Here is a 13959-nt window from a genome sequence, read left to right as displayed (position 1 = left end):
GATGAACGAGAAAAGCGAACAACCATGCCTTATTCGAATGGAGAATATTTGCAAGCAATACGAGCTGGCCGGGGAAACGTTTTTCGCGCTTGACGGGGTTTCGGTCACGGTGAACAAAGGCGAATTCGTAGCGATCATCGGACCGTCGGGCTCCGGAAAATCCACGCTGATGAACGTGCTCGGCTGTCTCGACCAGCCGACGAGCGGCACTTATTTTCTGGACGGCGCCGAGGTCGAGAAGCTGAGCGACAACAAGCTGGCCAAAATCCGCAACCATAAAATCGGCTTCATCTTTCAGCAATACCATCTGCTACCGAAGCTGCGCGTCATCGACAACGTCGAGCTGCCGCTCGTGTATCGGGGCATGTCGGCCCGGGAGCGGCGGGAGCGCTGCAAGGAAGCGCTGGAAAAAGTAGGCCTTGGGGAAAAGCTGTTCCATTTGCCCAACCAGCTGTCCGGCGGCCAGCAGCAGCGCGTGGCGATCGCGCGCGCGCTTGCCGGAAGGCCGCCCCTCCTGCTGGCCGACGAGCCGACGGGCGCGCTGGACAGCAAGACAAGCCGGGAAGTGATCGAGCTGTTGAAAGAGCTCAATCGTGACGGAAACACGATCGTGCTCATCACGCACGACCCGAACGTGGCCGCGCAAGCGAAGCGGGTCGTGCGCATTTCCGACGGCAGACTAACGGAGGAAAGGACGGAAGCCTCATGAAGCTGTCGCAAGGCATCAAAATGGCGTGGCACAGCGTCTACACGCAGAAAATGCGGACGCTGCTCACCGTGCTCGGGATCATGATCGGCATCGCTTCGGTTACGATCATGGTCGCGATCGGCAACGGCACGGCCGAACAGGTGAAAAGCCAGATGCAGGGGCTCGGCACGAACATGCTGACCGCCAACGTCGTCGGAAGAGGCTCGGTGACGAGCATTTCGCTCGAAGATGCGGAAACGATCGCCGATATCGACGGCGTGGAGGCGTACGCTCCGGTCATTACCGGCAGCGCGACGGCAAAATACGGGACGACGACGTATTCCGCTTCCGTTACCGCCTCCACCCCGTCGTTCGCCGACGTCAGGGATTATTCGGTCGCGCAGGGCCGGTTCATCAAGGACATCGACGGGGCGTTTTCCCAAAAGGTAGCGGTCGTCGGCTCCGAAGTGGCGGAAGAGCTCGGCATGTCGAACCCGGTCGGCGAGCAAATTACCCTGAACGGGACGCCCTACAAAATCGTAGGCTTGCTGGAATCGAAAGGCTCGTCCTCCACCGGCTCCAACGACAACATCGTCATCATTCCGCTGCAAACGGCCCGCGTCAGCCTGAAAACGGACGCGATCCGCACCATTTACGTACAGGCGGATAGCGAAAACCAGGTCGATTTTGTCCAGACGATGCTGGAGTACAATCTGCAGACGTTTTTCCGCGGGGACGAAGACAGCTATACGGTGTTCAACCAGGCCGACCTGCTGGAGACGATTACGGAAGTATCGACGTCGATGTCGACGATGCTGACGTACGTGGCCGCCATTTCCCTGCTTGTCGGGGGCATCGGGATCATGAACATGATGCTCGTTTCGGTAACGGAACGAACGCGGGAAATCGGCATCCGGAAATCGCTGGGAGCGAAGCAGCGGGATATTTTGTTCCAGTTCCTCGTCGAGGCGGCCATGATCGGGGGGCTCGGAGGCGTCGTCGGCGTGATCGTGGGAGCCAGCGGCTCGAACTTTGCCGGCAAGCTGATGGATTCGCCCGCTTCTCCGTCCGCGGACATTATGGTTTTGGCCGTTGCGTTTTCGATGGGCGTGGGCGTTCTTTTCGGGTTTCTTCCGGCCAGAAGGGCGTCCAGGCTGAATCCGGTCGAAGCCCTTCGCCATTAATTCAGATCAGCGGGAAAAGGAGTTTTTACCAAGCATGGCCATCGCCAACATCCTGGTAATCGAGGACGATCCTTATATTAGCGATTTGATCGGATTATATTTGAAACGCGAGAGCTTCCACTTTTCCGTCGCTCACGACGGAGAGGACGGAATCGATCAGTTCGTCGCTTTCCCGCCGGACCTCGTCATTTTGGATTTGATGCTGCCCGGAACCGACGGCTGGAGCGTTTGCCGCCGCATTCGGACGGTACGGGATACGCCGATCATCGTGCTGACGGGCAAGGGGGAAAGCTACGACAAGCTGTTGTTCGTCTGTGATAATGTCACCCTGTAACTGTTCTGAGATAATGTCACTATGGGACAGGAGACATTAACATTGACCAGAGCAGAACTGAAAAAGGTACTTGTCGTGGAGAAGATTTTAGACGGACACATGACTAATGTGGAAGGAGCAGCGACACTCGGACTAACAGTGCGACAAATGATTCGGCTGAAGAAAAAGTATGTGGAAGAGGGAGGAGCGCAGGCACTGGTGCACCGCAATCGCGGAAAAAAGCCGAAGCACGCCTTGTCCGAGGAAGTTAAACAGCAGGTCGTTGAGTTGTACAACACAAAATACTATGGTAGCAACAACTGCCATTTTGCGGAGCTTTTGGAGGAACATGAAGCATTGAAATTGAGTCCTTCCAGTGTAAGACGTATTTTGCTTTCTGAAGGAATCAAACAAGCCAAGCAGCGCAGACGTAGCAAAGCTCATCAACCACGTCAGCGCAAGCCGCAAGCCGGAATGCTGTGGCAGATCGACGCGACGCCATTTGCTTGGCTGGAGGACCGGGGTCCTGCCTTTGCCCTCCATGCAGCCATCGACGATGCCACAGGCACGGTTGTCGGCGCCATATTCCGGCTCAACGAATGCCGCGAAGGATACTCGCTCGTCATGCAGCAAGGCATTCAGAAATACGGCGTACCGCTCGGCCTGTACAGCGACCGACACACCATCTTTCGCTCTCCTAATGAAAAGCTGACCGTAGAGCAGGAACTGGCTGGTGAAACGAAGCCGCTCTCTCACTTTGGCAAGGCGATGGCCGAACTTCACATTGAGCATATCAAGGCCATTACGCCGCAGGCTAAGGGCCGTGTAGAAAGGCTTTGGCAGACGTTCCAAGATCGCCTGGTCATCGAACTCAGGCTGCTCGGCGCAAAGACGATTGAGGAGGCCAATGCGGCGTTGCCCATGCTGTTGGAGAAGCACAATCGCAAATTTGCTGTTCAGCCCAAAAAAGTAGAATCGGCGTATATGAAGCTGGATCCATCCGTCAATTTGAATCATGTGTTCACGATTCGCGAGTACCGAAAGTTAGGACACGGAAACACACTCTCTTATTACGGGAAAGTGTATACCTTCGCCAAGCCCTGTGATTTCCGTTTCGAAGCCAGAACAACGGTAGAGGTGCGTAAAACGCTCTCTGGAGAAGTGCTCGTTTGGCACAATGGCCAGGCGATTCCGCTGAAAGAGACGGAAAAGCCGGTACGCAAACCGATGTCCAAAACAAAAAAGGCGGAGCCTGCGCAGTCACGCAAACCCGCCGCCAACCACCCTTGGAGGTTGGCATGGAACTGTAGACAACAACAGGATAACACAAAAACGACAGCCGTCCAAGTCACTTGAACGGGCGGCTGCCCAAATTAGCAAAGTGACATTTTTACAGACGAGTTATGGTGACATTTTTACAGCATATTGACAGAAAGCTACGACAAGCTCAAAAGCTTCGAGCTCGGAGCGGACGACTATATGGTGAAGCCGTTCGACCCGAAGGAGCTGATGGCTCGCATCAAGGCGGTCATGCGGCGGACGAAGCCGGGGTTTGCCAGGGAGCCCGTGCGCTTGCCCGATCTGACGATCGACCTGGACCGCTACGTCGTGCAGTGCGGGGAAACGGAGATGACGCTGCCGCCGAAGGAAATGGAGCTGCTTCATCTGCTTGCATCCATGCCGAATCGGGTGCTTACGCGCGAGCAGCTGATCGACCGGGTATGGGGATACGATTTCGAAGGCGACCCCCGCACCGTCGACGTGCACATCAAACGGATTCGCGAAAAAATCGGGACGTCGGACCACTGCCGCATCGAAACGATACGGGGGGTTGGATACAAATTCGAGGTGAGCGGAGCATGATCCGGTGGAATGGCATCACCGTCAAGCTGCTGCTTGCCTTTTTTGCCGTGTTGCTCATTTCGTTCGGCGTGACGGCCGCCATCTCGACCTGGTTCGTCCGTTCGGAGCTGCGCAGCGGAAACGAACGCTTCGAGCGGGACCAATTGAGCGTGATCGCCGCGCTCGTTCGCACCGCATACCGGGAAGATTGGGACGAAAACGTGCTTCGCTCCGCGCTTCAGGCAACGGCGGGCCCGCCCGGGAGAGTCATTTACGTAGTGGACGGCTCGGGCGGCGTGCTGCTCGATACCGGGCGGCCGGACGGCGAGTATTTGTCCGCCTACCGGGAGCAACTGCAGCCGCTGCTCGACCAGGGCGTCGTCATTACGGATCGGACGCTGGAAGGAAACGAGAATTTGCGCTGGTCGGTAACGCCGATCAACGGTCCGAGCGACCTTGCGGCCCGATCGGTCGTTTTGATGTCCGGAGTTCGCCGGCAGGAGATCAACATGTTCAACGGCTTGTACCGGAACATTTTTATATCCATGCTCATTACGGCCGTCATTATCGTGTTCGCGGTGTCCAGAGGCATGACCGCTCGCCTGCGCAACATGAGCGAGGCCGCCCGCCTTATCGCCAAGGGCCGGTTCGACGTTCGGGTGAAGGAAAAGCCGCGGGACGAAATCGGAGAGCTGGCCGTCTCGCTCAATGAAATGTCGGGCGAACTCGCCAGTCTCGACCGGATGCGCAGGGAGTTTCTCGCCAACGTGTCCCACGATCTGCGCTCGCCGCTCACGTCGATCGGCGGCTACGTGGAGGCGATGATCGACGGGGCCATTCCGGAGGAAAAACGCGGCGCCTACCTGGGGCTCATCCGCGAGCAAACGCAGCGCATGAACCGGCTCGTCAACGATTTGCTGGAAGTGGCGAGGATGGAGGCCGGACAAACCGGGCTTTTGCCGGCTCCTTACAATTTGACGGAGTGGGTTCGCCGGCTGCTTGCCGCGCTTGAACCGGATTTTCGCCGCCGTTCCCTGTCTTTCGAACTGGATGCCGGGCCGGAAGACGTTTGGGTGTATGCCGACCCGGACCGGATCGATCAGGTGCTGTCCAATTTGCTGCTGAACGCCATTCAGTTCTCGCCGGACGGCCGGTCCATCGAAGTCTCGATCGAACGGAAAGAGAAGACGGCGGTTGTCGGCGTCCGGGATTACGGCGTCGGCATTCCGTCGGAAAATCTGGAGCGGATTTGGGAACGGTTCTATAAGTCCGACAAAGCGAGATCCGCCCGCTCGGGCAGCGGTCTCGGCCTGTCCATTGTCAAAAACGTGCTGGAACAGCATGGAACGACGGCAAAAGTCGAAAGCAAGCCGGGCGAAGGTTCGCTGTTTTCGTTCGAATTGCCGATCGTGTATCCGCCTCCTTATCCGCGCGCCCAGGTTCCGAGGAATCCGCCCCCAGGTTGACGATTGCCGCCGCGGAGAGGCATAATGGAAGGAATACTTCATAGGACTGGGCGGCGCCTGTCGTCAAAAAGGAAAGGAAATGGACATGGGCATGGAGCATTTGCTCGAATTAGCGTCCGCATACATGAAAGACCAGGACTTGCAGCGCGTCCGCGAAGCTTACGAGTTTGCCGACAAGGCGCATCACGGTCAGACTCGGAAGTCGGGCGAGCCTTATATATTGCATCCTGTAGCCGTTGCCGAAATTATGGTTCAAATGCAAATGGACGTCGTCACGGTCGTGGCCGCCTTGCTGCATGACGTAGTCGAGGATACGACGGTTACGCTGAACGATTTGAAGGAGCGGTTCGGCGAGACGATCGCGGGTTTGGTGGACGGGCTGACGAAGCTCGAAAGAATCCAGTTTCGTTCCAAGGAAGAGCAGCAGAACGAAAATTATCGGAAAATGTTCGTCGCGATGGCGAGCGATATCCGCGTTATTTTGATCAAGCTGGCCGACCGCCTGCACAACATGCGGACTCTTAAATATCAATCCGAAGAAAGCCAACGGCGCATCGCTCACGAAACGCTCGAAATCTACTGCCCGATCGCGCATCGGCTCGGGATCAGCGCGTTCAAGTGGGAGATGGAAGACATCGCCCTGCGCTATTTGAATCCCCAGCAATATTACCGAATCGCCAACCTGATGAAAAAAAAGCGCACGGAGCGCGAGCAGTATATCGCCGATCTCATCGGCCGCATCCGCGAGAAGCTCGAGGAAATGGGCATCCAGGGAGACATTTCCGGCCGGCCGAAGCATATTTACAGCGTCTTCAAAAAGATGACCACCCGCAACAAGCAGTTCAACGAAATCTACGACCTGCTGGCGATCCGCATTCTCGTCGACAACGTGAAGGATTGCTATGCGACGCTTGGCATCATTCATACGCTATGGAAGCCGATGCCGGGACGGTTCAAGGATTATATCGCGATGCCGAAAGCGAACATGTACCAATCGCTGCATACGACGGTCGTCGGCCCGACGGGCGAGCCGACCGAGGTCCAGATCCGCACGTGGGAGATGCACCGGACGAGCGAGTACGGCATCGCCGCCCACTGGGCGTACAAGGAAGGCAAGGAAACGGGAGCGGTGCAGGGCTCGTTCGAGGATAAAATGAATTTTTTCCGCGAAATCATCGAGCTGCAGCAGGATACGCGCGACGCGGCCGAATTCATGGAATCGCTGAAAATGGACTTTTTCACCGATCTCGTGTTCGTGTTCACGCCGAAAGGCGAAGTGTTCGAGTTGCCGGCCGGCTCCGTTCCGCTCGATTTCGCCTATCGGGTTCATACCGAAGTCGGGAACCGAACGATCGGAGCGAAGGTGAACGGCAGAATCGTGCCGCTCGACCATAAGCTGAAGACGGGCGACATCGTCGAAATTTTGACGTCCAAGCACTCCTACGGTCCGAGCCAGGACTGGATCAAAATCGCCAAATCGTCCCATGCCCGCAGCAAAATCCGGCAATGGTTCAAGAAGGAAAAGCGCGAGGAGAGCGTGCGCAAGGGATGGGATTTGCTCGAGCGCGAGCTGAAGCGCATCGGCCTCGAGCCTGCCGAGTGGATGACGGACGACAAACTGACGGAAACCGCGAAAAAGTTCACGTTCAACGACATCGAGGATATGATGTCCGCCATCGGGTTCTCCGGCATTACCGCCGCGCAGGTCATTACGAAGCTGACGGAGAAATTGCGCAAGGAAGCCGAAGAAGCAAGCCAGATCCAGCTTTCCTCCGACGTGAAGGAAATGAAGCCGCAGCCGGCGGAGCGGAAGCCGAGGCCGTCGAGCGGCGTATCCGTCAAAGGCGTGGACAATTTGCTCGTCCGCTTTGCGCGGTGCTGCAGCCCGGTTCCGGGCGACGATATCGTCGGCTACATTACGCGCGGCCGCGGCGTGTCCGTGCATCGGGCGGACTGCTCCAACATACCGGTCGCGGCCGAAGGCGAGGAAGCGGCGCGGGTCATCGAGGTCGAATGGGAAGAGACGACCGAAGCGAATTACAGCGTCGAGATCGAAATTCTCGGCCACGACCGCCGCGGGCTGCTGAACGAGGTGCTGCAGGCCGTGTCGGAGAGCAAAACGAACATTGCCGCCGTTTCGGGGCGTTCGGACCGGAACAAGGTGGCGATCATGCACTTGACGATCCTCATCCGCAACAAGGATCATCTGCAATCGGTCGTCGAGAAAATCAAGCGCGTGAAAGACATTTTCTCGGTCCAGCGGTTGATGCAGTAAGGCTCTCGGGAGGTTCTAATTTCGTGAAAGTGGTAGCGCAACGGGTAAGCCGGGCAAGCGTGCGGGTCGGCGGGGAGACGGTCGGGGAAATCGGGACCGGGCTTTTGCTGCTCGTCGGCATCGGACAAGAGGACGAAGAGCGGGATATCGGGTGGATGGCCGAAAAGGTGTCGGGCTTGCGGATTTTCGAAGACGGCAGCGGCAAAATGAACGACTCGGTCATGGATGCCGGGGGAGCGATACTTTCGGTTTCGCAATTCACGCTTTACGGCGATTGCCGGAGCGGCCGCCGGCCCAGCTTCGCCTCCGCCGCGCGGCCGGAGAAGGCAAACGAGCTTTACGAACGGTTTAACGAACGGCTTCGCGCCAAAGGGCTCGAGGTGCGTACCGGCGTTTTCGGGGCGGACATGGAGGTCTCCCTCGTCAACGACGGGCCGGTGACGCTGATCGTCGACAGCCGAAGTTAGCTTCGGTCCGGAGCCGGAACCGGAATGCGGATGGAAAATCGGCGCGCAGGCAACACTACTGTCGGATAACCTTGCGAAAGGGTGACGACAGGTGCGGCAATCCGGCAAAGAAGCGAAACTGTTGCGTTGGGCGAGGGAAGGAACGGCGGCGGAACGCCGGGAAGCGCTGGCCTTGCAGGCCGGGGCCGAATTTGCGGACGAGCCCGGGGGGAGCCCGGGATTCGGAGGCGCGCTCGGCAGGCGGCATCCTCCCGGCGGCAGGGGCTAGCGGATCGTTCGGAAAATCCGAACATTGCGCGCCGGGGACAAAGAGAACGCTTCCTTTTTTGTAATGAAAATGTAATTTGATTTTCATTAATCCTTAAAATAATCGGGTTATTATAATTCTCGACCCCCTTTTTTCAATATAAATTCAATTGGACCTGTCGCAGTAAGCGGCAGGTTATTTTCTTTTTTTCGGACCTGCCGGGTATGAGGGGATAACTTGACATGCCGTGTAGCATCATATTAAAATGAGGAATAATTGGATCCAGCCATCAATTCGACGACGGGAACGAGTACTCCGGAACCGGATCTTCAGAGAGGGAAGCCTTGGCTGCAAGCTTTCCGTTTACGACCGGACGAACGACCTCCCCGAGAACCCGATGCGAACGCCGAACGCTCTGCATGAAGAGCCTCGGTTCAGTAGTGTCGAGGCGTAGCCGGGCGTTAACCGGAGAAGCGCGAGCGCAGCGCGGCGGATTTCCGTTCGCGGGCGTTCGAATGACGGGTGGCACCGCGGGAGCACGAACAGGCTCTCGTCCCTTGAGCGGCAGCAATGCGGCTGAGGGACGGGAGCCTTTTTTGTTCGGCATTTTCCCTTGCGGACGACGAGGTCGTTTCGATTTGCGTTGCGGGCTGGAACGGCAAGAGAGAAAGGGGATGCGAAATGGCATTTCAAAAACCGCCGGGCACGCAGGACGTGCTTCCCGGCAGCGTCGAAGCGTGGCAATACGTGGAAAAGACGGCGAGAGAAATTTGCAGAAGGTACCGGTTCCGGGAAATTCGCACGCCGATGTTCGAAGCGACCGAGCTGTTTCAGCGGGGAGTCGGGGAAACGACGGATATCGTCGAGAAAGAGATGTACACCTTCGACGACCGCGGCGGGCGGAGCATGACGCTTCGGCCGGAAGGAACCGCGGGCGTCGTGCGGTCGTACGTCGAGAACAAGCTGTACGGAGAGCCCGACATTTCCAAGCTGTACTACATCGGGCCGATGTACCGCTATGAGCGGGCCCAGGCGGGCCGATACCGGCAGTTTCATCAGTTCGGCATCGAGGCGATCGGTTCGGACGATCCGGCGCTCGATGCGGAAGTCATTTCCCTTGGGTATGCGTTTTATCGCGAGCTTGGCCTTAAAGACATTTCGGTGGAAATCAACTCGGTCGGCACTCCGGCCGTACGCGCCGAGTTCCGCGAGAAGCTGCTCGGGTTTTTGCGGCCGATCAAGGACAGCCTGTGCAAGGACTGCCAGACGCGGATGGAGCGCAATCCGCTGCGGGTGCTCGATTGCAAAGTCGACCAGCCGAAATTCGCGGACGCGCCTTCCATTCTGGACAGCTTGGACGAAGCGTGCGCCGGCCACTTTGCCCGGGTGCGGGAATGTCTGGACGCGATGAACGTGCCGTACCGGATCAATCATCGGCTCGTGCGCGGTTTGGACTACTACACCCACACGGCGTTCGAGTATAAAGCCCAAGGAATCGGCGCGATCGATACGATCGGCGGCGGCGGGCGCTATAACGGCCTTGTCGCCGAGGTCGGGGGCGAAGACCGGCCGGGCGTGGGCCTGGCGGTCGGTCTGGAACGGACGCTGCTGCTGCTCGAGCATCAGGGCGTAAAGCCGGAAGCCGAAGCGCAGGTGGACGTGTACGTCATCGCGCTGGGCGAACGCGCCGAACGCGAAGCGGCCGGCGTCGTGCAGCGCCTGCGGGACGCGGGGCTCGCCGCGGATCGCGATTATATGGGGCGGAAGCCGAAAACGCAGTTCAAGGCGGCGGATCGGGCCGGCGCGGCTTATGCGGCGATTCTCGGCGACGACGAGCTGGACAAAGGCGAAATCTCGCTGAAGGACCTGGCGACCCAGGAGCAGCGGCAAGTGCCGCTCGCGGGGCTGGCCGAGCACGTGCAAGCTTTGATTACTAGCAAAAAAGGGGAAGAATGAACATGATGCTTAAAGATCGCGATTGCGGAACGTTAACGAAAAAGAACGTCGGGGAAACCGTCGTTTTGAACGGCTGGGTGCAAGGCTGGCGGGATTTCGGGGGGATTTTGTTCATCGACCTGCGGGACCGCAGCGGCATCGTGCAAATCGTCTTTAATCCGGAGTTTTCCGCCGACGCGCTTGCCGTTGCCAGCCGCGCGCGCAACGAATATGTGCTTGCGATAAAAGGGGAGGTCGTCGACCGCGACCCCGAGACGTACAACCCGAATCTCGCGACGGGCGAAATCGAAGTCCGCGTTCAGGAGGTCGAAATCGTCAACGCGGCCAAGACGCCTCCGTTCCCGATCGAAGACGGCGTCGAAGTGGACGAAGCGCTGCGCCTTCGGTACCGCTACCTCGACTTGCGCCGTCCGGAAATGTACCAGACGCTCCGGCTTCGTTCGAAAGCGACGAAGGTGTTTCGCGATTTTCTGGACGAAAACGGGTTCCTCGACGTCGAGACGCCGATTTTGACGAAGAGCACGCCGGAAGGCGCGCGCGATTATCTCGTGCCGAGCCGGGTGCATCCGGGCGAATTTTTCGCGCTGCCGCAATCGCCGCAGCTGTTCAAGCAGCTTTTGATGATCGGGGGGCTCGAGCGTTACTACCAAGTGGCCCGCTGCTTCCGCGACGAAGACCTGCGCGCCGACCGCCAGCCCGAGTTTACGCAGGTCGACATCGAAACGTCGTTCCTGTCTCAGGATCAGCTGCTGACGATGATGGAGCAGCTGATGGCGAAGCTGTTCCGCGAAACGATCGGCGTCGACATCGAAACCCCGTTCCAGCGGCTGACCTACCGCGACGCGATTCACAAATACGGCTCCGACAAGCCGGACCTGCGGTTCGGTCTCGAAATCGAAGACGTCACGGATATCGTCAAAAACAGCGACGTCAAGGTGTTCGCATCGGTCGCCGGTTCCGGCGGCGTCGTCAAGGCGCTTAACGCCAAAGGCTGCGCGAGCTGGAGCCGCAAGGAGCTGGACGACCTGCAGCCGTTCGCGGTCCGCTACGGCGGCAAAGGCATCGCGTGGATTACGGTCAAGGACGGCGAGTGGAAGGGGCCGATCGTCAAGTTTTTCAAGCCGGAGGAAATCGCGGCGCTCACCGAACGCTTGAACGTCGAAGAAGGCGACCTGCTCTGCTTCTCCGCGGACAAGCTGAAAACCGCCGCGGACGTCATGGGCAACCTGCGGCTGAAAGTCGGACGCGACCTCGGCCTGATCGACAGCAGCAAATTCAAATTCCTGTGGGTCGTCGACTTCCCGCTCGTCGAGTGGGACGAGGAGGCCAAACGCTGGGTGGCGCTGCACCATCCGTTTACCCGTCCGCGGGACGAGGATTTGCCCCTGTTCGACACCGATCCGGGCGCAATCCGCGCGCAAGCGTACGATATCGTCCTGAACGGCTACGAAGTCGGCGGCGGCTCGATGCGGATTTACCGCCGCGACGTCCAGGAGAAAATGTTCAATGCGCTCGGCTTCACGCTTGAAGAAGCGAAGGAGAAATTCGGCTTCTTCCTCGACGCTTTCGAGTACGGCACGCCTCCGCACGGCGGCATCGCCTTCGGACTCGACCGGCTCATCATGCTGCTGGCCGGCCGGACGAACTTGCGCGAGACGATCGCCTTCCCGAAAACGGCGAGCGCGACCGACCTGCTCACCGACGCGCCGTCGACCGTCGCGCCGCGTCAGCTGGAAGAACTGCATATCCGCTTGTCCGCGAAGGCGCTGGCGGCGCAAGCCAAGGCCGAAGCTCCGGCTGACGCCAAGGAGCCGGCCGACCAGGAGCAGCCGCAAGGCTAAACTGCCGGCCCGACGGCCGCGTCAAGCGAAGGGCGAAGCTGCGCCGCAGGAGTTGAGCGGCCGGGTTCAGGATGGCGGCCGACAGGCCGCCGGACTGCGCCGTCGGACCGCGCTGCCGGACAACGGCCATCGGACCGCGCTGCCGGACAACGGCCGAAAAGGCTGGGCTTCGGCAATTTGCAGCGGCATTCGCCGACAAGGAAGGGGAATCATCCAAATGCTGCACCAATTCTCCAGAACGGAACTTGCCATCGGACCGGAAGGGTTGGAGATTTTGAAAGGGAGCACCGTCGCCGTACTGGGCATCGGCGGCGTCGGTTCCATCGCCGCGGAAGCGCTTGCCCGATCCGGCGTCGGCCGGATCGTGATGATCGACAAGGACGTCGTCGACATTACGAACATTAACCGGCAGATCCATGCCCTGACGACGACGGTCGGCCAGCCGAAAGCGGAGCTTATGCGCGACCGCATCAAGCTGATCAATCCGGATTGCGACGCGATCGCATTGCGCATGTTTTATACGGAGGAGACGTACGAAGAGCTGTTCAAGTTTCCGCTGGATTACGTGCTGGACGCTTCCGATACGATTTCCTTCAAAATCCATTTGATCAAGCAGTGCCTCGAGCGAAAAATACCGATCATTTCGAGCATGGGCGCCGCGAATAAAATGGATCCGACCCGTTTCGAAGTGGCCGACATTTCGAAAACGACGGTCGATCCGATCGCGCGCGTCGTTCGCCAGAAGCTTCGCAAGGAAGGCATCAAAAAAGGGGTCAAGGTCGTCTTCTCCAAAGAGGAGCCGCTCAAGCCGCGCGACGACGTCACGCAGCGCATCGTGCCCGAGACGGCGCCCAAGGAAATTCGCAAGGCCCAGCAGCCGCCCGCCAGCAACGCGTTCGTGCCGCCGGTGGCGGGGCTGATTATGGTCAGCGTCGCCGTTCGCGAGCTGCTGGAGCGCGGAAGCCGACCGACGGCTTAGGATCGCGATCCGAATCCCCGATTTCCCGATCTAATGTCTCGCACAAAGATGAGGGCGCACCCTTTCGGCAAGCCATTCCAGCCGTTTGGGTCGCCCTTTTTGCTTGAAAAGTCCCCCATTTCGTTCATGGCACTCCATTGCCTCCCGTCTTCACCCAAAAGTTCGCCGGCGCCCTGCGGCTCCAGTCACTCGCCCGAATCTCCCGCTACGTCGTTTAACGAGGCCGGGAGCGGCCCATCGCCGCGGGTTCGGACCCGTGCGCCGAATCTCGCGATTCCGCAAAAGCTAGAGAGAAGATGCCTTTTTTGCGGCCCGGATGACGCTTGTCTCTATCAGTGGGACAAGATCGTTCATAGATTGGATTATCACGCGATATGGAGGTGGAAAGGGTGAACGATCAATCCTGGGGCGTTTTCAGCAGAAAAAAAGGAGGCGCGAATCGAAAGGCAGGCGCCCGCAATTTAAAGGCAAGCGGCTGCAAAAAGCACCGTAAAAGCCATCGCAAGCCGGCGAACCGGATAGGAGGAAATCGCGGAACGGGCAATAAGACAAGAGGCAATCGCACGATGGGCAATCGCACGGCGGGACACCGCACGGGAACGTACTACGCCGGCGTTCAGCGCCAGATGTGGGGTCCGCTCTCGCTAGGCCCATGCGGATGCGGACGTCGTCACGATCATTCGGTAACCGAAGTCATCGAT

12 protein-coding genes are annotated in these 13959 nt (G+C 58.7%); all 12 read left to right on the top strand.

Annotated features, from left to right (window positions below; genetic code table 11):
• The first annotated feature begins 1 nt into the window (after nucleotide 1).
• The 12 genes from JW799_RS27165 to JW799_RS27110 all read left to right on the top strand — a co-directional run bounded on the left by JW799_RS27165 (nucleotide 2) and on the right by JW799_RS27110 (nucleotide 13258).
• On the top strand, nucleotides 2–709 hold the full coding sequence (locus JW799_RS27165) for an ABC transporter ATP-binding protein (RefSeq protein ID WP_080837201.1): 708 nt from the start codon (nucleotides 2–4) through the stop codon (nucleotides 707–709).
• Nucleotides 706–1872 carry an ABC transporter permease gene (locus JW799_RS27160; protein WP_080837202.1) on the top strand — a complete coding sequence of 389 codons (1167 nt, stop codon included), beginning with the start codon at nucleotides 706–708 and terminating at the stop codon, nucleotides 1870–1872. Before JW799_RS27165 ends, JW799_RS27160 begins: the two co-directional genes overlap by 4 nt.
• Nucleotides 1873–1906: 34 nt before the next feature.
• Entirely contained in the window at nucleotides 1907–2206 is a 300-nt protein-coding gene (locus JW799_RS27155) for a response regulator (protein WP_240353427.1), read from the top strand.
• 42 nt (nucleotides 2207–2248) lie between these two features.
• Nucleotides 2249–3541, top strand: coding sequence for an ISNCY family transposase (locus JW799_RS27150; protein ID WP_205428370.1), 1293 nt, complete (start codon nucleotides 2249–2251; stop codon nucleotides 3539–3541).
• A 69-nt stretch (nucleotides 3542–3610) separates the two neighbouring features.
• Nucleotides 3611–4048 (top strand): winged helix-turn-helix domain-containing protein, encoded by a 438-nt coding sequence (locus tag JW799_RS27145; protein ID WP_240353426.1) that lies wholly within the window; start codon nucleotides 3611–3613, stop codon nucleotides 4046–4048.
• Nucleotides 4045–5493, top strand: a complete 1449-nt coding sequence (locus JW799_RS27140) for a sensor histidine kinase (RefSeq protein WP_205432637.1) — start codon at nucleotides 4045–4047, stop codon at nucleotides 5491–5493. The genes JW799_RS27145 and JW799_RS27140 overlap by 4 nt, the downstream gene beginning before the upstream one ends.
• An 85-nt stretch (nucleotides 5494–5578) precedes the next feature.
• Complete coding sequence (locus JW799_RS27135) at nucleotides 5579–7768, top strand: RelA/SpoT family protein (protein ID WP_080837210.1); 2190 nt, start codon at nucleotides 5579–5581, stop codon at nucleotides 7766–7768.
• A 23-nt stretch (nucleotides 7769–7791) separates the two neighbouring features.
• Complete coding sequence (dtd, locus tag JW799_RS27130) at nucleotides 7792–8235, top strand: D-aminoacyl-tRNA deacylase (RefSeq protein ID WP_080837212.1); 444 nt, start codon at nucleotides 7792–7794, stop codon at nucleotides 8233–8235.
• 91 nt (nucleotides 8236–8326) lie between these two features.
• Nucleotides 8327–8503, top strand: a complete 177-nt coding sequence (locus JW799_RS27125) for a hypothetical protein (protein WP_176220804.1) — start codon at nucleotides 8327–8329, stop codon at nucleotides 8501–8503.
• Between the two features lie 660 nt (nucleotides 8504–9163).
• A complete protein-coding gene (gene hisS / locus JW799_RS27120) occupies nucleotides 9164–10438 on the top strand; it encodes a histidine--tRNA ligase (protein ID WP_080840878.1) in 1275 nt (424 codons plus the stop codon).
• 2 nt (nucleotides 10439–10440) lie between these two features.
• Nucleotides 10441–12279, top strand: a complete 1839-nt coding sequence (gene aspS, locus JW799_RS27115; protein ID WP_080837214.1) for an aspartate--tRNA ligase — start codon at nucleotides 10441–10443, stop codon at nucleotides 12277–12279.
• A gap of 217 nt (nucleotides 12280–12496) precedes the next feature.
• Nucleotides 12497–13258: a tRNA threonylcarbamoyladenosine dehydratase gene (locus JW799_RS27110; RefSeq protein WP_205433125.1), complete on the top strand. Its 762-nt coding sequence runs from the start codon at nucleotides 12497–12499 to the stop codon at nucleotides 13256–13258.
• Nucleotides 13259–13959: the final 701 nt, after the last annotated feature.

The sequence above is a fragment of the Cohnella algarum genome (genome assembly GCF_016937515.1).
In the GTDB taxonomy this organism is placed as follows: domain Bacteria; phylum Bacillota; class Bacilli; order Paenibacillales; family Paenibacillaceae; genus Cohnella; species Cohnella algarum.
Note: the sequence above shows the minus strand (reverse complement) of the source record. Positions and strands in the feature narration are given on the sequence as shown.